The organism is Kutzneria buriramensis (genome assembly GCF_003387475.1).
Classification (GTDB): domain Bacteria; phylum Actinomycetota; class Actinomycetes; order Mycobacteriales; family Pseudonocardiaceae; genus Kutzneria; species Kutzneria buriramensis.
In genome coordinates, this window is record NZ_QUNO01000015.1 from 161,238 (window position 1) to 178,640 (window position 17,403).

Here is a 17,403-nt window from a genome sequence, read left to right on the forward strand (position 1 = left end):
TGAAGGCAATCGACGTCGGTGGGTGCGGGAGCCGACGGCTTCGACGACCACCTGTGGAACCGGCGCGGCTGTCAGCCGATGGGCGTCGGGTCGCCGCTCGGCAGGCGGTCGGCGTCGGTGGACCACAGGTCCGCGCCGAACACCTCGAAGTGCACGCGGTCGGCCGGCATGCCACGGCGCAGTAAGGAGGCGCGGACGTCTCGCATGAACGGCAGCGGGCCGCACAGGTAGGCGGCCGCGCCGGCCGCGAGCGGGATCTCGTCCGGCCGCACGAGGCCGGCGCGCGAGGTCGGGCCGGCCTCGTACTCGTAGAACCTGATGTGCTCGAACGAATGCAGCCGAGCGCCGTGTCGGGTCATGTGCCCGGACAGCGCGTGCCGGCCAGGGTCGCGTTCGGCGTGGACGGCCACGGCCGGCCGCAGCGGCTGCTCCCTGCCCAGGTGCTCGATCATCGCCGCCATCGGCGTGATGCCGATGCCGGCGCTGACGAGGAGCAGGGGCGTCATCTCCTCGTCGAGCGTGAGATCGCCGAACGGCCGGCTCACGCCGACGGTGTCGCCGACGTTGAGGCGATCCGCGATGTGACAGGACACGAGCCCGTCCGGCGCGCCGCCGGTCCCGCGCGCCGGACGTACGGTGATCCGCAGCGCCGAGTGCCCGGCGGCGTGGGAAATCGTGTACTGGCGTGACTGCCTTCCCGCACCAGGGAGATCGACGGTGACGGTGACGTACTGGCCGGGCCGGTGCTCGGGCACAGCGCCGGATTCCGGCGCCAGCAGCAGGGAAACCGCCTCGTGTGCCTCGTCGTACTTGCCGACCACCCGCCACGGCGCGTGGGGCTGGGCCGGGTCGACGCCTTTCTCTTGGTAGAGGCGGGTTTCGGCGGCGATGAGCCGGACCGCGAACAGCCAGAAGACCTCGTCCCAGGCGACTTCCACCTCCGGTGTCACCGCGGGGCCGAGGACACGCGCCACGGCCGCCAGCAGGTGCCGCCCGACGATCGTGTACTGCTCGGGACGGATGCCCAGGGAAGCGTGCTTGTGCGCGATCCGCCGCACCACCGGGTCGACGGGTACACCGTCGCCGACGAGGCTCTGCGCGTACGCGATCACCGCGCCGGCCAGGGCCTTCTGCTGGTCGCCGTTGGCCTGGCTGCCCCGGTTGAACACGTCGAGCAGCGCCGGGTGCTCGGCGAACATGGCGGCGTAGAAGGATGTGCTGATGTCGACGGCCGCCGTGCGGACGGCAGGCAGCGTCGCGGCCACGATCGTGGTCGATGACGAGGAGAGCATCGTCGTACCCCTAGGTCAGAGTAAGCAGAGTGGTGCCCGTGGGCGGCGCGATCAGGTCCTGGAGCACGACGTCGTCGAGGGAGGCGAAGAAGGCCTCCTGGGCGTTCCGCAGCGCGCCGCGCAGCCGGCAGGCGGCGCGCAGCGGGCAGGGCGGAGTGTCGCAGTCGACGACCTCGGCGACTCCCTCGAAGTCGCGGACGATGCGACCGACGGAGGCCCCCAGGGTGGCGTCGGGCAGCGTGATGCCGCCGCCGCGTCCGCGCGTCGTGGTCAGCCAGCCGGGGCGCTGCAGTCGCTGGACGACCTTGGCGACGTGGTTGCGCGGCACGTCGAGTGCCGCCGCGAGCTCGTCGATCGTCAACTGCCGGCGCTGGGCGGCCGCCAACATCAGGATCCGCAAGGCGATGTCGGTGGCTCGGCTGAGGTGCACGGGGCAACGCTAGCCAAAAGAGGTATTGCCCGTACCTGTTCTGTGTTCGTGATCACCGGGCGCGTGTTCGCCGTTGTACGGCGGTGTTCGGAATCGCGCCTGCGCAACGGTGTCGCCCACCAGGCTGGCCGCCGACGGTCCAACCGAAGGAGCAGATCCTCGATGAGACGCACCCTTGCCCGGCTCGCCCTGATGGCACTCGGACTCGGCCTCACGGTCTTCGGCGTCGAGCCGATCGCCGACGCCGCGCCGGCCGCTCCCGCGACGGTGAATGCCCCGTTGGGCGGCATGATGCTGAACGAGTACTGCATCGCGCTCGGCTACCAGGGCGCGGAGGTCTCCGACAACGGCCAGTCCAACCCGTGGGTGTGCTACTACGGCGGCGGCCAGTACTGGACCCCGCTGGACCTGTTCGGCGCCTGCCGCTGGCAGTTCCGGGACCTGGGGGCCGCCGGGTTCAACGTCACCTACGCCGGCAACGGCAACTGCTCCGCGCTCAACGCCAACAGCTACGGGGTCGGCACCGACCTGAACCGCATCGGCGACTACTGCCGGTCGCTGGGGTACCAGGACGCTTACGTCGCCTACAAGAACGTCGGCGGCTGGCGTTGCCGGTCGGGCAACACCCTGTATCCGCTCGACCTGCATGCCGCCTGCCGCTTCACGAATGCGTCCCTGGTCGCCCAGGGGTACAGCCTGGTGTCGTACTTCCACGACTACGGGGCCACCTTCCACATCACCTGCGTGTACCTGAAGCGCTGATCCGAGGGAGCGGTTGGCCCGCAGCCATGCGGGCCAACCGTTTCGGCGTTTGTGCGTGCCCGCGCGGCCGGCAGCTGGTAGACAACCGGCATGCCGATCAGCCGACTGCCCGTCGACGAGCAGGTCGATGCGCTGCGCGAGATCCTCAGCCACAACACCGCCCTGACCGACGTGCTGGCCCGCGCCGCCGAGCTGAATCTGCCCGGCTGGTACCTGACCGCCGGCTGCGTGTTCCAGACCGTGTGGAACGTGGTCACCGGCCGCCCCGCCACCGACGGCATCCTGGACTACGACCTGTTCTACTTCGACGGCGCCGACCTGTCCTGGGAGGCCGAGGACACCGTCATCCAGGCCGGCCGCACGGCGTTCGCCGACATCCCGGCCGAGGTCGAGATCCGCAACGAGGCGCGCGTGCACCTGTGGTACGAGCAGAAGTTCGGCGTGCCCTGCCAGCCGTACGACTCGACCGAAGCCGCCATCGACTCGTTCGCCGCCACCACCTGCTGCATCGGCATCCGGGTCGACTCCGGTGGGCGGTGGCGGGTCTATGCGCCGCACGGCCTTTCGGATGCGTTCAACCTCGTCGTGCGTCCGAACCCGGTGCTGGCTCCTCGTGACGTGTACGAGGCGAAGACCGCCCGCTGGCGTCGGCAATGGCCCACCCTGACCGTGCTTGCCTGGCCCCAGGCCGCGTAGCCATGGACGTCGACGGCAGCCTCCTCGCCTACCTGGGCCCGGCCGACCGGACCTACCTGCTCGATGCCGGCCTGAAGCGGTCGTTCGCGGCGGACGAGGTCCTGATCCGCGAGGAGGATCCGTCGGACTTCCTGCACGTGATCGTGTCGGGCTGGGTGCGGGTGTCGACGCTGTTGGACGACGGCCGGGAGCTGGTCTACGCGCTGCGCGGGCCGGGGGATGTGTTGGGGGATCTGGCGGCGCTGCACGGGTGGGAGCGGTCGGCCTCGGTTCGCAGCATCGAGCCGACGACGGTGGCGCAGCTGACGGCCGCTCGGTTCCAGGCCTGCCTGCGCGAACGGCCCGAGATCGCCATGGCGCTGATCAAGACGCTGGCGGTGCGGCTGCGGCAGGCGGAGAAGGCCCGCGTCGGGGCCGTGGAACTGGACGTCGGTCACCGCCTGGCCGCGCACCTGGCCCGCCTGATGGCCGAGCGGGGTAGGCAGACGCCCGAGGGGGTCGTGATCGACACGCCGTTCACGCAGGAGGAATTGGCCAAACAGCTCGGGGCCTCCCGACGGGCGGTGGCCCGCGCGATGGCGATGCTGCGTAGCCGCGGCGTGGTCAGCACCGGCCGCCGGCGCATCGTGGTCAGCCGCCCGGAGGTGCTGCGGTCGCTGGCCCGCGTGTGAGCCACATGGCACGTTCGCGGTGTGCCACGCGGCGCTGAGTTCCCGCCCCTTCCCGCCCATTCTGAATTCGGATCGGATTTCCGATTCGAATGACGAGGGAGGGGAAAACCATGGAGAGCCACGTCATCGTGTGGATCGCCGGCGTCGCCCGCGCCTGATCGCCGCACACGCCTCGCTGAGCTCGCCGACCGGGGCCTATCCGGTCGGCGAGCGTCTTCAGCGCGGCACGTGCAGCCAAGCCCGCTCGCTGAATCCCTTTCCCGGAATATCCACGTCCATTTCGGCGAAGGCGCCGGGCGTGAGCCCGTGATAGCCGTGCCGAATGACGTCCTGGAACAATGTCCGCGACACCATCACGGCGTGGTCCACGCCGCGGTCGGCCGCCAGCGCGGTCCGCAGCGCCGGCGAGTCGAGCAGCCGGTGCACGGCGATCGTGGACGAGCCGACCCAGCCGTTGACGCTGGGCGTGAGCAGCCCGCGGTCCATCGCCATCCTGATCCGCAGCCGATGGTGGTCGTCCAGGTCGCGGTTGACGTCCCGCAGCGCCTGCGCCAGCCCCTCGATCAGCAGCGGCACCACCCGGGTCTCGTCCAGGCCCTCCGGCAGGATCGCGAACTGGCTGTCGCCGGCGCCCTCCGTGAGCACGGCCGACTCGTCCACACCCGCGTGCGCCCGGGCGCGCCGCATCACGATGAGCAGCCGTTCCTGCGCCAGCATCGCCTCCGGATTGCCGAACCGGCTGTAGCGCTCGATGTCCGCCGCCAGACACAAGCGCACGCGCGGCTTGTCCGCGGCGGCGCTGCGCCGGGACGGCACCACCACACGGAATCGCCACGGTGCCGGCGCGCGGTGGTGATCGATCCGCCGGCGCAAACCCTTGCGGGCGAAGGACATGTCCACGCGGACCGTCAGATCGAGCTCCCGCGGCGACGACTCGATCGGCAGGAATGCCTGCAGCGCAACGGCTTCCGTCGGTAGCGCCGGGCCGTCGAACCGGCCGAGCGTCCAGCCGAAGGTCGACTCGCCGATGCCGGCGACCGCGCTCAGCGAGGGGCCGGACAGGTCGGCGACGGGTACGGAAGGCGAGAGCTGGCCCCGAACGTGCGTCACGATCCGGTGCCAGCCCGGCTCGGGCGGCCCCGGCGTGAGCACCACCGACAGCGCCGCCGTGTCGTCGGCGACGGTGACCGGCAGGCAGGCCACCGTCGCCAGGTTCGGGGTCATCGCAGCGACGGGATGTCGGACCGGGTGCGGGCGCCCCCGGTGAGGTACGCGGTGTGCGGCGCGATCAGCGCCCGGCCGGCGCGGCCGTGCAGGATGTCCTCCGCGCCGGCGGCCAACACCGTGTGCACGCGGGGATCCGCCGCCAGCGCGATGATCCGGTCCCGTAATCGCACCGAACGCTGGTTGGCGCACACCAGGTCGTGGAACTCGAACCGGCGCAGCTGGCGGTACGGCTTGCCCGGCACCGGATCCGGCCCCTCGATCTCCGTGCGCAGGTGAGCAAAGCTCACATATCGCACATCCGCCGCCAGATCGGGAAAACCGACCTCCGTCAGCTCCTCGGTGAGCTCGCGGCGAAGGCACTCCTCGGCGTCCTCGCGGTAGGCGCCGCTCTCGAACCAGCGCAGGAAGCCCGGCACCGAGCGCGCCGGCAGCAGGCCGCGCAGGTCCCGGCGCATGTCGGACTCCCGATCGGTCCACCGGTCACCGCGGAAATCCAGCGCCTCCAACACATCCGCCGCCGGCCCGTAGTACTTGAACACGCCGCCGGGCGGGGTGAACGCCCCCGGTCGCGAGCGTGCCTCGAACAGCACGATCCCCTCGTCGTCCCGGATGCGCAGGATCGCCGAGAACGACACCCGGACGTGCAGCGGAGCCGCCAGCAACCGCATGGGCCCCACCTCCTTTCGCTGTGCGCCCGTCACGTCCGTCAGTGACCGGCGACGTCGTCGTGGGAGGGACAGGAAGCTGATGACCAGACGAGCACAGCCGGTGTCCGCCGGGCAATGCCAGCTGCTGCTGGATCTGTTCCGCCGGGAGCTGGCCGACGCCGCATCAGCCGAGGATCTCGACGACAGCGTCGACGATCCGGGCCAGTCGGAGGGCGGATAGCCGGCCGTGGAACGCCCGGCGCACGACGTCCGCCGCCACCTCTCGGACGTCCTCGCCGGCGTCCACGCGGCGGCAGATGGCCCACACCGCCCACTCCGCCACGCCCTCCTCGTCCCGCTCCGGGGCCAGCGCCAGCGGCGTCGACACCGGGTGCATGGGCGCCGGCGTCTGCTTGCGCCCCAACGGTTGTTCGACGTTCCTCTCGTACCACAGCGGCCGCGTGCGCATCGCCGCGAGCACCCGCTCCACGTCCCACGCGGTCGCCTCCGGCGTGCTGCCCGCCCAGTCTCCCGTCACGTGCGCACGGCGGTCCGCCCAGCTGTCCAGCGGCCAGAGCTGGTGGCCCGCCGTCATCGGAACGCCCACCCATTCCATGATGTGCAAGGAGAGCGCGGTCAGCCACGGGTCGTGCCGCAGCCGTTCCGAGAGCCACCCCGGCACCCTCGGCCGCTGCGGCGCCCCGAGCTGACCGCGCCGTCGGCGGTAGCCGTCGACCGTCGCCGCCCTTGCCATGCCGGCGATCCACGCCTCCAGGTCGTTGATCGGCACCGTCGCCCGGCGCCGCACGCCGTCCACCACCGCCTCCACGTCGTCATGGAAACCGTCCACGCAGTCCGGGGACAGCTGCGTCACCCGGCTGGCGCACCGGCGGTGGCCGCGGCGCAGTTCCAGCGGTCTGGTCAGCCGGTCGAAGACGATCGGCCACACGAGTGAATACAACGTCGCGAACAGCCTTGCCTGCCTAGCATTGGCCGGGCTGGACAGCTGCGCGCCCAGCCGCCCGCCGCGGGCGAGTTCGCGCAGCTCATCGAGGTCGCCCAGCGGGACGACGGGAGTGTGCGCTGCCGACACCGACCATCTCCTCGGCCATCCGGATAGCCTGTCCGGGTGGATGGTCGCGTGGCCTCCGCGCCGGAACTGGCCAATTCCTGGCCGATCCCGGTCGGGGCCGGCCATTCGTCATGGAGGGGGCATGACGCGGTACGAGACCGATCTGACCGGTGAGTTCCTGGTGCTGCGGCGGGGGCGGGGGCTGCACCGGCCGGCCGTGCACAGCTTGATCGGACCCGCCGTCGCGCGGTGGGCCGACATCCCGCCAGACTGCCCGAACCCCGAGATCCGGCGGCTCGTCGACGCCGCCGTCGCGCAGATTCCCGAGGCGGATCTCCTTGCGGAGGAACGCAGAGTCGTCCTGGTGGCCCTTGCGTTGGACCGGGATCGCTACGCCGCCAAGCTGTCCGCCCGGACCGAGCTGCTGGCGAGCGAGTTCCACTGGTCCGAGCGCACCGCCCGGCGGCGCATCGACGACGCCTTCGTCAAGCTGGCCCAGGTCATCGCCCGGCGCGTCGATCCGTCCGATCCGGAACGCGGGTGGGCCGTCCGTCAGCTACGGGTGCTCGTGCGCCTGGATCGTCCCGCCCCCGAGGTCATCGAGGAGCGCACCATCGTCGCCACCCGCGACGGCCTCGACCGCATTGTGGCCCGCTTCAGCGTGCCGCGGCCTCCCGACGGCGCCGACGTCGACCGCGACGTGCACGCCGACATCCAGCACGGCGCCCGCATCGTCGCCCAGAACCGCCAGGGCACCAGCCATTTCCGGTACATCCTCGAACTGCCGCGACCGCTCGCCCGCAACGAGTCGCACACGTACTCGATCGTCTTCCAGGTCCGGGACGGGCTGCCCATCTCCGACCACTACGTCTTCAGCCCGCTGGTCAGCTGCACCCTGTTCGAGACCCGCGTCCGCTTCTCCGCCGCGCGCCGGCCCGTCGCCGTCTGGCAGACCGAGCGGGCCTTCCCCCGCACCCTCCCGCACCACGGCGTTCCCGACGGACCCATCCTTCCCCTCGACCGCGCCGACGAGGTCCACGCCCGCTTCGACCGTCCCGAACAGGGCTTCAGCTACGGCATCTGCTGGCTCTACCCCTGAGCGTGGTCGACCTCCCCGTCATCGGAGGCGCTGATCGACCTGGCCGGCGAGCGGGGCTGGATCGCCCGGGACGTGGTCGACTACGCGCACGTGCTGCGCGGCCACCGCAACCTCGTGCACCCGCGCCGGCAGCACATGGACGGCTACCGGCCCGACGAGGACTTCGTCCGTATTGCCTGGAATGTCGTGGTGGCCGCGCTGGACGACCTGGCGGGGTGAGTCAGGACACGCCGAGCAGGCCGTCGATGCCGGTCACCCGCATCACCTTGAGCAGGTGCGGGCGTGGATTGGCGACGGTGAAGCCGATGCCGAGCCGCTCGGCGTGCTGGCGGCCGGACAGCAGTACCCGCAGGCCGGTCGAGTCCATGAAGGAGACCTCGGCCAGGTCGATTCTGACCGCCTTGGCGCCGACGGACTCGACAGCCGCGGTGACGGCCTCCTCGAGACTCGGCGCGGTGCCCAGATCCACCTCGCCGGCCACGGCGAGGACCACGGTCTCCGTTCCTTCGCTGCTTACTCGCACCGGGCAACCCTACTTGCGACCGTGCAAACGGCGTAGTGCCGTATCCGGTTCGGGGTGTCGGAAGACGTGACGGGCCGGCGGAGTGGCGATCCGGTCGGGCATTTGGGCCGCCGGCGGCCGAGCGGTGAAGTCCCTGTGGCGCAGGGGATTCGGCGACACGGCGTCGATCTGGACGGCGGCGTCGGTGAGGGCCGGATCGTCCAGTGAGATCCAGTTCACCAAGTCGCCGTGGGGATACCGTCCGATCACCGACCGTCACCAGTCTGGTCGTTGGATCGATGCCGGTGTCACCCTTCGCGACGACGTGGTGGCGGCCGGTGGTGAGCAGTGCGGCGACCGCCTGATCACGGCGTGTGACCGAGACGGTCACGCGCGGGCTACGGCAGCAGCAGGTTCACATCGCCGAACTCGTGCCACAGGTAGCCGGCCCGGACCGCCTCCGTGTAGCAGGCCAGCAGCAGCGGCTCGTCGGCGATCGCGGCCAGCATGTCCAGGTGCGAGGCCATCGGCTCGTGGAAGCCGGTGAGCAGTCCGTCGATCACGCGCACGCCCCGTTCCGGCGTGATCACCAGCTCGGTCCAGCCCTTCGCCGGCACCACCCGGTCGCCCTCGACGGCGCTTTCCAGCGCCCGCACGGCGGTGGTGCCGATGCCGATGATCCGGTTGCCGGCCGCGCGCGCCTGGTTGACGACGCGGGCGGTCGTCGCCGACACGGAAAACCGCTCCGGGTAGGGACGTTCGTGTGCCTCCGGTGACGCGACGCCGGTGTGCAGCAGGATCGGCGCGAACTGGATGCCGGCCGACACCAGCCGCGTGACGATCCGGTCGGTGAACGGTCGGCCCGCGCTGGGCATCTCCGCGCTGCCGGGATGGGTGGCGAAAACCGTTTGGTAGTAAGGCAAGGACCACGCCCGTGGCACGTAGCCGTAGCGAATGGGCACGCCGTGGTTCAGGAGGTACTGCGGCACCGAGGCAACGTCGAACAGCGCCGTCCACAGTCGACCCCGCGAGTACGGCTCCAGCAGCGTCACCGAGGCGTCGCCGGGAAGTTCGTACCGCTGGCCGGCGACGGCGTTCCCGTACGGGCCGTCGGCGGTGCGCAGCTCGACCAGCCAGCTGCCGTCGGGTTGCTGCGTCGACACGTGCAGCCGCAGGTCGGCGTTCACCACCGGCACGGCCGCCGGCAGCGTCGCCGAGGTGTTGACCACCAGCACATCGCCCGGCGTCAACAGCGTCGGCAGCTCGTCGAACCGGTGGTGGCTGATCTCCCCGGACGCACGGCGGCCCACCATCAGCCGCACGCCGTCCCGCGCCAGCCCCCGGGCCTCCGGCGGCTCGTGCGCCTCCAGCTCGGTCGGCAGCGTGAATTCCACGGTCGCAGTCATCGCTCACTCCAGATCATCACGGTCGCCCCCGCCGGGCCGCGCACCTCGAAGCCGTAGTGGCCCCGGGGATAGCGGCCCGGCCCGCGCAACACCTCGACGCCGTGCAGCCCCGCGAAGGCGGCGTCCACCTCGGCATCGGTGGCCAGCTCGAACGCCAGCGGCGCCGGCCGCGGCGAGCCCGCCGCGGCCAGCTCCACGTACGCGCCGTCGGCGGCCCGCAGCACGACCCCGCCCTCGAATCGATCCACTTCGGACAGCCCGAGTCGGACTGTGTAGAACTCGGTCGCCGCCTGGAGGTCCTCGACCTCGTACGGCAACCACAGCGCGATCGGTGTCACAGCCGGACCCGGCCGGACTCCGGCCGCTCGGTCAGCAGCTTCACGTACGCCGGCACCACGGCCTCCGGCAGCTGCCGGTCGCTGATGTCCTCGCCGGGAAACGCGTCCTGGTGCATCTTCGTGCGCAGGTCGCCGGGGTCGACGACCCACACCCGCAGCGCGGGCACCTCCGCCGCCAGCACCTTGCCGATCTGCTCCAGCGCGGCCTTGGCCGAGCCGTACCCACCCCACCCGGGATACGGTTCGACGGCGGCGTCGGACGTCACGAACACGACCGCGCCGTCCCGGTCCACCAGCGCCGGCAGCGCCTCCTGGGTCAGCGCCAGCTGGGCCAGCACGTTCACCTCGTACACCTCGCGCAGCCCGTCCAGCGGGAAGTCGGACAGCGCCGGCAGCGGGCTCGGGCCCAGCACGCCGGCGTTGTTGACCAGCAGGTCCGGGCCGCCGAGCTCGGCCGCGGCGGCCACCAGGTCGGCGCGGTGGCCGGCGTCGGTGATGTCGCCGGCCACCGCGCGCACCGGCCCCGGCAGCTGCTCGGCGGCGGCCGCCAGGTCCTCGGCCCCCCTGGCGTCGAGGACCAGGCTCCAGCCGGCGTCGGACAGGCCGTGGGCCAGCGCGAGGCCCAGGCCCCGGGACGCGCCGGTGATGATCGCGACGGGCATCCCCGCCACCTCCTCGAAACGTCGTTTCCGCTCGTCATCGACGCTAGGCGGCGGGCGCGGCCGAACCATCGGGCTCGGGACCCGGCCGGCCTACGACCTTGGACCTAGGACCGCCGCCCGATCCGCGCCGGCGCGGATGTGGGTACGGTGCGTACATGGGCACGTGCGACCGGGGTGAGCTGCGCGAACTGAGCGCGGCGGTGCTCGCCGTGACCGCGCGGCGGTCGGTGCGCGAGGTGCTCCAGACCATCCTGACGGCGGCGCGGCGGCTGCTCGACGCCCGCTACGCGGCGCTGGGCGTGCCGGACGAGAACGGGTCGTTCGCCGAGTTCCTGGCCGACGGCATCAGCGACGAGCAGTGGAAGGCGATCGGCCCGGTGCCGCGCCAGCACGGGCTGCTCGGCGTGCTGCTGCGCGACCCGAACCCGGTGCGGCTGAACGACATCCGCCGGCACCCGCAGTTCGAGTGGTGGCCGGCGGCGCACCCCGTGCTCACCGACTTCCTCGGCATGCCGATCACCGACGGCGACGAGATCCTCGGCGAACTGTTCCTGGCCAACAAGAACACGCCAGGCGGCTTCAGCGCCGAGGACGAGGAGATGCTGCGGCTGCTGGCCGCGCACGCGGCCATCGCGATCGTCAACGCCCGCCTCTACGAGCGCAGCCGGGAGCTGTCCATTGTGGAGGAAAGAAACCGGATCGCGCGCGAGCTGCACGACGCCGTGACACAGAAGCTGTTCTCGCTGCGCCTGACCGCCGACGCGGCGGCGGCCCTGGTCGACCGCGACGCCGAGCGGGCCGCCGCCGAGCTGGACACCGTGCGAAGGCTGGCGTCCGAGGTCAGCGCCGAGCTGCGGGCGGTGGTGGTCGGCCTGCTGCCGGTCGATCTCTCCGGCGACGGCCTGGACGCCGCCTTGCGCAAGCAGGCCGAGCTGCTGGACCGGGTGCACGACGCCGAGGTGGTGTTCGTCGGCTGCCCGGTGTCGAAGCTGACGTCCGCGCGACGCGAGGCCCTGTACCGGATCGCGCAGGAGGCGTTGCACAACGCGTTGCGGCACGGGGATCCGAGCCGGGTGGAGATCGACCTGTCCGAACGGGGCGGTCAGGTGGCGTTGCAGGTCCGGGACGACGGCGTCGGCTTCGAGCCGGAACGGTCCGAGCAGGCCGCGCGCAAGCTGGGGCTGTCGTCGATGCGGGAGCGGGCGCGGTCGGTCGGCGGCCGGCTGGTCGTCACCTCGACTCCCGGCGGCGGCACGACGGTGCGGGTGGAGGTGGCGACCGGTGGGTGACCCGATCAAAGTCCTTGTGGTGGACGACCATCCGGTGGTGCGCCAGGGACTGCGCACCTTCCTGGACCTCCAGGACGACATCGCCGTCGTCGGCGAGGCCGCCGACGGCGAGTCCTGTGTGGACGCCGTGGCCGAGCTGGAACCGGATGTGGTGCTGCTGGACCTGAAGATGCCCGGCAGCGGGGGAGTGGAGGCGCTGCGAGGCCTTCGGGCGAACGGCAGCGCCGCGAGGGTGTTGGTGATCACCAGCTTCACCGACCCGACCGCCGTGCTGCCGGCGGTCCGCGCGGGCGCCGCCGGGTACGTCTACAAGGACGTGGATCCGCCGGCCCTGGCGGCGGCGATCCGGGCGGTGCACGCCGGACATGTGTTGCTGCACCCCGATGTCGCACGGCTGCTGGCCGCCGGCGAGGCGCAGCCGCACGGCGTGCACCTCACCGGCCGCGAGCGCGAGGTGCTCGCCGAGCTGGCCCGTGGCCGGTCCAACCGGGAGATCGCCAGGTCGCTGGTGCTGTCCGAGAAGACGGTGAAGACGCACGTCAGCGCCATCCTGGCCAAGCTCGGCGTGCAGGACCGCACCCAGGCGGCGCTGCACGCCGTCCGCACCGGACTGATCAGTTCCGGGTGAGCAGCACGCGATAGGCGTTGGAGTAGCCGTGTTTGCGCCCGTACGGCGCGTGCAGCTTGTCGGCGATGAACGCGAGCACCAGCAGCGGCACCGAGATCACCATGCTCAGCTTGCGGACCAGCTTGCGCAGCGCGCTCGGCGGCTTCGGCTGCCACGGCACGTCGTTGCCCTTGACCACCCAGTTCGCCCACAGCGCCAGCGCCGCCACCATGTCCATCGAGCCGTGCGGCTCGGCCCGCTGCTCGTCCAGCACGGTGAAACCCAGTTCCTCGGCGGCCTTCTTGAGGTTGCCGATCGGCATCATGTTCAAATGCTGCGGTTGCAGCCACGGCATCCAGTACCGGCCGAGGATCCGGCCCCAGCGCGACTCCGGGTCCGGCAGCTCGATCACCAGGTGCCCGCCGGGCGGCAGCACCGCCGCTGCGGCGGACAGCTCAGCCTTCGGGTCCAGCGTGTGCTCCAGATAGTGGAACATGCTGATCACGTCGTAGTTGCCGGCCAGTTCGCCGGTCATTTCCGGGAAGTTCCCCCGGAACCCCTTGCTGATCCAGCCGTGCTCCTGGGCCAGCTCCACGCCCGCGCTCATGTCCAGGCCGTGGAACTCCGTGTCCGGCAACACTTCCGCGGCCGCCTTGCAGAAGTGCCCGTGCCCGGTGCCGACGTCCAGCCAGCGCTTGGGCGCGTGGTGCTTGGTCAGCAGCGACGCGCGGTCCTTCAGGCCGGCCGTGTTGCCCTCGAACATGGCCGCCATCTGCTTCTCGCCGAGGCCGTCGTAGCAGTCGCGGTAGTAGAACTCCAGGCCGGCGAGGCTCAGCCGGGGGTTCTGGAAGACGTGATGGCAGTCCTGGCACTCGGACAGCTCGAACCGGCCCGGCTTGTGCTGCAACAGGTCCACGGTGCGCAGGCGGGTGGCCAGGTTGCCGCCGCCGCACCAGGCGCAGTCGTCGCGGCGGGGTTCGTAGAAGCGGTCCAGCCCGGCCTCGATGTCGGCGAGGTACTGGGGGCGCCGCGCGGCGACAGGATCCGTCTCCGGCAGGGAGGAAGCGGTCATGGGCCGCAGCGTAGCGGCGATCACCACCGGTGTCTGCGCACCTACGGTGGTAAAAACGGGTCCGAACAAGACCTCCCGCCACATTGTTCACAACGGACAATGCGTCGGGCACGGAGGAGGATGGCATGACGGCACTGTTCGCGCAGATCAGCGATCTACATCTGGACGGCACCGTACGTGCCACCGACCGCGCGCGGCGGGTGGTGGGCTACCTGAACGGGCTCGCCCGGCCGGTGGACGCGGTGCTCGTCACCGGCGACATCGCCGACCACGGGACGGAGGCGGAATACGAGGAGGCCGCGCGGCTGTTCGCCACCATGTCGGTGCCGGTGCTGCCGTGCCCGGGCAACCACGACGTGCGCGGGCCGTACCGCAAGGCGTTGCTCGACGAGGAACCGGTCGGCGGCCCGATCAACCGCCGGCACCGCGTCGCCGGCGTCACCGTCCTGTTGGTGGACGGGACCGTGCCGGCCCAGGGACACGGTTACGTCGACGACGAGACCATCGCGTGGCTGGAGGAGCAGCTGCGGGATCCCTCGCCGACGCTGATCGCCCTTCACCACCCGCCGGTTCGGATCCACGAGCCGTCCCTGGACAAGATCCTGCTGCACTCGCCGGACCGGCTCGAGGCGCTGGTGGCGGCGCATCCGCAGGTGATCGCCGTGCTCACCGGGCACGCCCACACCGCCGCCGCCTCGACGTTCGCCGGCCGGCCGCTCGTCATCGCGCCGGCCGTGACCTACGCGCTGCGCATGCCGTGGGAGGGCGGCGACATCCGCAACTGGGACCAGCCGCCGGGCGTCGCCTTCCACGTGATCGACGACTCCCGGATCATCACGCACTTCCGGGTCGCGTGATCCATCCGTACGCCGTGCTGGGGTTCCTCGCGGCGGTCTTTCCCATCACGGCCACGCCCGGCGCGAGCGTCGCCCTGCTGATCCAGGGCGGCCGGCGACGGGCCGTGCCCGTCATCCTCGGCACCGTGACCGGGCTGTACGTGCACGCCACGCTCGCCGTGTTGGGATTGTCGGCGCTGGTCATGGAATCCAGCGAGGCCTTCGCCGTGGTGCGGGTCGTCGGCGCCGTGTACCTCGTGGGCCTCGGTTTGTGGACGTGGTTCGCCACCGGCTCTCGCGTCGCCAGGGCCCGCACCGACCCCACCTACACGCGGGCGCTGCTGGCCAACGTGCTGAACCCCAAGGCCGCCTCCATCTACCTCACCCTGGTGCCTCAGTTCGTTGCCCCGCAAGAGAATCTCGCCGGCCAGATCTACGTGCTGGTCACCGCGCACGCCCTGCTGGCGATCACCTGGCTGTCCCTCTGGGCCTTCGTCCTGCGCCGGATCCCCACCACCGACGCCTTCCGCCGGTGGACCCGCCGCGTCACGTCGGTCGTCCTGGTGGCGCTCGGCGTCCGCGCCGCCACCACCTGAGCGTGTCCGAAAAGCACATTCGGGGTGCCCGAGCGCGCGACTCGCGGGGGTGAGGGTGCCCGAATCGTGTCGGTGAGCGAGAGTATGTCCGTGACTACGTGGTACCGGCCGATGCGGGCCCGGGGCATGCACGAGGTGCACCGGGTGTCGACCCCGCTCGAGCTGCTCTTCGACCTCTGCTTCGTCGTCGCCGTCTCGCAGGCGGCGGCGCAGCTGCACCACGCGCTGGGCAGCGCCCACCCCGCCAACGGGGTGCTGCACTACGTGATGATCTTCTTCGGCATCTGGTGGGCGTGGATGAACTTCACCTGGTTCGCCACCGCCTACGACACCGACGACGGCGTCTACCGGGCGACCACGCTGGTGCAGATCACCGGCGTGCTGATCATGGCGGCCGGCGTGCCGAGGGCGTTCGGCGACGACTTCCGGATCGTGATCGTCGGCTACGTCGTGATGCGGCTGGCCATGGTCAGCCAGTGGCTGCGTGCCGCCAGGTCCGACCCGGAGCGCCGGCGGACGGCGCTGCGCTACGCCGGCGGCATCTTCGGGGTGCAGCTGCTCTGGGTGTGCCTGCCGCTGTTGCCGGTGTGGATGTTCGGCGTGTTCGTCCTGCTGGAACTGGCCATCCCGCCGTGGGCGGAGCACACGACGCCGACCAGCTGGCACCCGCACCACATCATGGAGCGCTACAGCCTGTTCACGCTGATCGTGCTGGGCGAGTCGGTGCTGGCCGCGACCACGGCCACCCAGGCGGCCCTGGACTCCGGCACCAAGTTCGGCGACCTTGCCGTGCTGGCCGCCAGCGGGCTGCTGATCGTGTTCGGCATGTGGTGGCTGTACTTCGACCGCCCCGCCCACTACCTGCTGACCTCGCTGCGGACCTCGCTCATCTGGGGCTACAGCCACTTCGCGGTGTTCGCCTCGGCGGCGGCCGTCGGCGCGGGCCTGGAGGAGGCCGTCGAGGCGCACGACCACATCGGCTGGGCCATCGCCGTGCCGGTCGCCGTCTACGTGCTCGGCGCCTGGGCGCTGCAGGTGCGGCCCCGCCACGAACACGCCCTGGACGCCGCGCATCTGGCGGCGGTGGTCCTGATCGTGCTCACGCCGCTGACGCCGTGGGCGGTGCCGGCGACCGCGGTGGTCGTCGTGCTGCTGGTGGTGCTCAGCCTGCTGCTGGCGCGGCCGTCGACTCCCGAGGAACCAGAGCAGTTGGCACTGTGACGACGGAGTCCTGATCGGACGGGCCGAACGCCAGCTCCACGGCCTTGCGCCCGATCTCCTCCAGCGGCACGTGCACCGTGGTCAGGTTCGGCCACACGTCCACGGCGGTCGGCAGGTCGTCGTAGCCGGCGACGGACACGTCGTCCGGCACCCGCCGCCCGGCCGCCCGCAGCGCGTGCACCGCGCCGGCCGCGACCAGGTCGTTCGCCGCCAGCACGGCCGTGAAGTCGGCGTCGGCGGCGAGCAGCCGCTCGACCCCCGCCCGCCCGGCCTCCCGGCTGAAGTCCCCGTGCACCACCAGGTCCGGCGCGAGCTCGACGCCGGCCTCGGCCAGCGCCGACCGGAAGCCGGCCAGCCGGGACGTGGTGGTGGTCCGGCCGTCCGGGCCGGTGATGTACGCGATGCGCCGGTGGCCGAGGTCGAGCAGGTGCCGGGTGATCGCCGCCGACCCGCCGGCGTTGTCGATCTCCACGACGGCGCCGGGCGCGTCCTCGCCGGGCGCGGGCCGCCCGCACAGCACCAGCCGGGTGCCGTGGCTGAGCATGCCCTTGGCCCGCGCGGTGGCCTCGGCCAGGTACTCGGGGTCCTCGGGGGCCGCGCCGACCAGGATCACCGCGTCGGCCCGGTGCCCGCGCAGCAGCTCCAGGAACGCGAACTCCTGCTCGGGGTCGCCCTCGGAGTTGCAGATGACCGACAGCCGGCTGGTCTCCGCCGCCGCGCCCTGGATGCCCCGCGCGATGCCCGCGAAGAACGGGTCGGAGGCGTCGTTGAGGACCACGCCGACGATGCCGCTGGTGCTGTGCAGCAGCGCCCGGGCGTGCGCGTTGACCACGTAGTCCAGCTCGCGGACGGCCTGCTGCACCCGCTGGCGCGTGCTCTCCGCGACCGGGTAGTTGCCGTTGAGCACGCGGGACACCGTGGCCGGCGACACGCCGGCGCGGGCGGCCACCTCGACCAGCGTGACGGGCATGCGGACTC

At 71.6% G+C, this 17,403-nt stretch carries 21 protein-coding genes; 10 read left to right on the forward strand and 11 right to left on the reverse strand.

Annotation, left to right across the window (positions count from 1 at the left end; translation table 11 throughout):
* Positions 1-71: 71 nt before the first annotated feature.
* Together BCF44_RS37685 and BCF44_RS37690 are read right to left on the reverse strand one after the other, a co-directional pair.
* On the reverse strand, positions 72-1,292 hold the full coding sequence (locus BCF44_RS37685; RefSeq protein ID WP_116179270.1) for a globin domain-containing protein: 1,221 nt from the start codon (positions 1,290-1,292) through the stop codon (positions 72-74).
* Between the two features lie 10 nt (positions 1,293-1,302).
* Positions 1,303-1,722: an RrF2 family transcriptional regulator gene (locus BCF44_RS37690; RefSeq protein ID WP_116179271.1), complete on the reverse strand. Its 420-nt coding sequence runs from the start codon at positions 1,720-1,722 to the stop codon at positions 1,303-1,305.
* Positions 1,723-1,884: 162 nt separating this feature from the next.
* Between BCF44_RS37690 and BCF44_RS37695 the strand changes: the two genes are divergently transcribed.
* The 3 genes from BCF44_RS37695 to BCF44_RS37705 all read left to right on the forward strand — a co-directional run bounded on the left by BCF44_RS37695 (position 1,885) and on the right by BCF44_RS37705 (position 3,851).
* Positions 1,885-2,484, forward strand: a complete 600-nt coding sequence (locus tag BCF44_RS37695; protein ID WP_147328777.1) for a hypothetical protein — start codon at positions 1,885-1,887, stop codon at positions 2,482-2,484.
* 90 nt (positions 2,485-2,574) lie between these two features.
* Positions 2,575-3,180, forward strand: coding sequence for a nucleotidyltransferase family protein (locus tag BCF44_RS37700; RefSeq protein ID WP_116179273.1), 606 nt, complete (start codon positions 2,575-2,577; stop codon positions 3,178-3,180).
* Between the two features lie 2 nt (positions 3,181-3,182).
* Positions 3,183-3,851, forward strand: coding sequence for a Crp/Fnr family transcriptional regulator (locus BCF44_RS37705; protein WP_116179274.1), 669 nt, complete (start codon positions 3,183-3,185; stop codon positions 3,849-3,851).
* Between the two features lie 216 nt (positions 3,852-4,067).
* On the opposite strand, the gene BCF44_RS37710 is transcribed toward BCF44_RS37705, so the two are convergent.
* The 3 genes from BCF44_RS37710 to BCF44_RS37720 all read right to left on the reverse strand — a co-directional run bounded on the left by BCF44_RS37710 (position 4,068) and on the right by BCF44_RS37720 (position 6,818).
* Complete coding sequence (locus tag BCF44_RS37710) at positions 4,068-5,075, reverse strand: hypothetical protein (protein WP_116179275.1); 1,008 nt, start codon at positions 5,073-5,075, stop codon at positions 4,068-4,070.
* Complete coding sequence (locus tag BCF44_RS37715; protein ID WP_116179276.1) at positions 5,072-5,746, reverse strand: SMODS-associated NUDIX domain-containing protein; 675 nt, start codon at positions 5,744-5,746, stop codon at positions 5,072-5,074. The genes BCF44_RS37710 and BCF44_RS37715 overlap by 4 nt, the downstream gene beginning before the upstream one ends.
* Positions 5,747-5,909: 163 nt before the next feature.
* Positions 5,910-6,818 (reverse strand): hypothetical protein, encoded by a 909-nt coding sequence (locus tag BCF44_RS37720; RefSeq protein WP_116179277.1) that lies wholly within the window; start codon positions 6,816-6,818, stop codon positions 5,910-5,912.
* Between the two features lie 121 nt (positions 6,819-6,939).
* Here BCF44_RS37720 and BCF44_RS37725 point away from each other — a divergent pair, with 121 nt between their 5' ends.
* Together BCF44_RS37725 and BCF44_RS55965 are read left to right on the forward strand one after the other, a co-directional pair.
* Positions 6,940-7,896, forward strand: a complete 957-nt coding sequence (locus tag BCF44_RS37725) for a hypothetical protein (protein ID WP_116179278.1) — start codon at positions 6,940-6,942, stop codon at positions 7,894-7,896.
* Positions 7,897-7,968: 72 nt separating this feature from the next.
* Positions 7,969-8,115, forward strand: a complete 147-nt coding sequence (locus tag BCF44_RS55965) for a hypothetical protein (protein ID WP_170217960.1) — start codon at positions 7,969-7,971, stop codon at positions 8,113-8,115.
* A 1-nt stretch (position 8,116) separates the two neighbouring features.
* Here the strand turns inward: BCF44_RS55965 and BCF44_RS37730 are convergent, their stop codons facing one another.
* The 4 genes from BCF44_RS37730 to BCF44_RS37750 all read right to left on the reverse strand — a co-directional run bounded on the left by BCF44_RS37730 (position 8,117) and on the right by BCF44_RS37750 (position 10,804).
* The gene (locus BCF44_RS37730) at positions 8,117-8,419 is read right to left on the reverse strand and encodes an STAS domain-containing protein (protein ID WP_116179279.1); all 303 of its coding nucleotides are present in this window, start codon (positions 8,417-8,419) and stop codon (positions 8,117-8,119) included.
* 377 nt (positions 8,420-8,796) lie between these two features.
* Complete coding sequence (locus BCF44_RS37740; protein WP_116179281.1) at positions 8,797-9,804, reverse strand: S-adenosylmethionine:tRNA ribosyltransferase-isomerase; 1,008 nt, start codon at positions 9,802-9,804, stop codon at positions 8,797-8,799.
* On the reverse strand, positions 9,801-10,142 hold the full coding sequence (locus tag BCF44_RS37745) for a VOC family protein (RefSeq protein WP_116179282.1): 342 nt from the start codon (positions 10,140-10,142) through the stop codon (positions 9,801-9,803). Before BCF44_RS37745 ends, BCF44_RS37740 begins: the two co-directional genes overlap by 4 nt.
* Positions 10,139-10,804 (reverse strand): SDR family oxidoreductase, encoded by a 666-nt coding sequence (locus tag BCF44_RS37750; protein WP_116179283.1) that lies wholly within the window; start codon positions 10,802-10,804, stop codon positions 10,139-10,141. Before BCF44_RS37750 ends, BCF44_RS37745 begins: the two co-directional genes overlap by 4 nt.
* A 155-nt stretch (positions 10,805-10,959) precedes the next feature.
* Between BCF44_RS37750 and BCF44_RS37755 the strand changes: the two genes are divergently transcribed.
* The gene (locus tag BCF44_RS37755) at positions 10,960-12,093 is read left to right on the forward strand and encodes a GAF domain-containing sensor histidine kinase (RefSeq protein ID WP_116179284.1); all 1,134 of its coding nucleotides are present in this window, start codon (positions 10,960-10,962) and stop codon (positions 12,091-12,093) included.
* On the forward strand, positions 12,086-12,721 hold the full coding sequence (locus tag BCF44_RS37760) for a response regulator (RefSeq protein ID WP_116179285.1): 636 nt from the start codon (positions 12,086-12,088) through the stop codon (positions 12,719-12,721). The genes BCF44_RS37755 and BCF44_RS37760 overlap by 8 nt, the downstream gene beginning before the upstream one ends.
* On the opposite strand, the gene BCF44_RS37765 is transcribed toward BCF44_RS37760, so the two are convergent.
* Positions 12,708-13,772 carry a class I SAM-dependent methyltransferase gene (locus BCF44_RS37765; protein ID WP_116179428.1) on the reverse strand — a complete coding sequence of 355 codons (1,065 nt, stop codon included), beginning with the start codon at positions 13,770-13,772 and terminating at the stop codon, positions 12,708-12,710. The genes BCF44_RS37760 and BCF44_RS37765 overlap by 14 nt on opposite strands.
* 125 nt (positions 13,773-13,897) lie before the next feature.
* On the opposite strand from BCF44_RS37765, the gene BCF44_RS37770 reads away from it, so the two are divergent.
* From BCF44_RS37770 to BCF44_RS37780, 3 genes are all read left to right on the forward strand, one after another.
* Positions 13,898-14,629: a metallophosphoesterase gene (locus BCF44_RS37770; RefSeq protein WP_116179286.1), complete on the forward strand. Its 732-nt coding sequence runs from the start codon at positions 13,898-13,900 to the stop codon at positions 14,627-14,629.
* Positions 14,626-15,204, forward strand: coding sequence for a LysE family translocator (locus tag BCF44_RS37775; protein WP_116179287.1), 579 nt, complete (start codon positions 14,626-14,628; stop codon positions 15,202-15,204). The genes BCF44_RS37770 and BCF44_RS37775 overlap by 4 nt, the downstream gene beginning before the upstream one ends.
* Positions 15,205-15,288: 84 nt before the next feature.
* Positions 15,289-16,425 carry a low temperature requirement protein A gene (locus BCF44_RS37780; RefSeq protein WP_116179288.1) on the forward strand — a complete coding sequence of 379 codons (1,137 nt, stop codon included), beginning with the start codon at positions 15,289-15,291 and terminating at the stop codon, positions 16,423-16,425.
* Here BCF44_RS37780 and BCF44_RS37785 read toward each other — a convergent pair.
* Positions 16,367-17,395 carry a LacI family DNA-binding transcriptional regulator gene (locus BCF44_RS37785; protein ID WP_116179289.1) on the reverse strand — a complete coding sequence of 343 codons (1,029 nt, stop codon included), beginning with the start codon at positions 17,393-17,395 and terminating at the stop codon, positions 16,367-16,369. The two genes, BCF44_RS37780 and BCF44_RS37785, sit on opposite strands and share 59 nt — an antisense overlap.
* Positions 17,396-17,403: the final 8 nt, after the last annotated feature.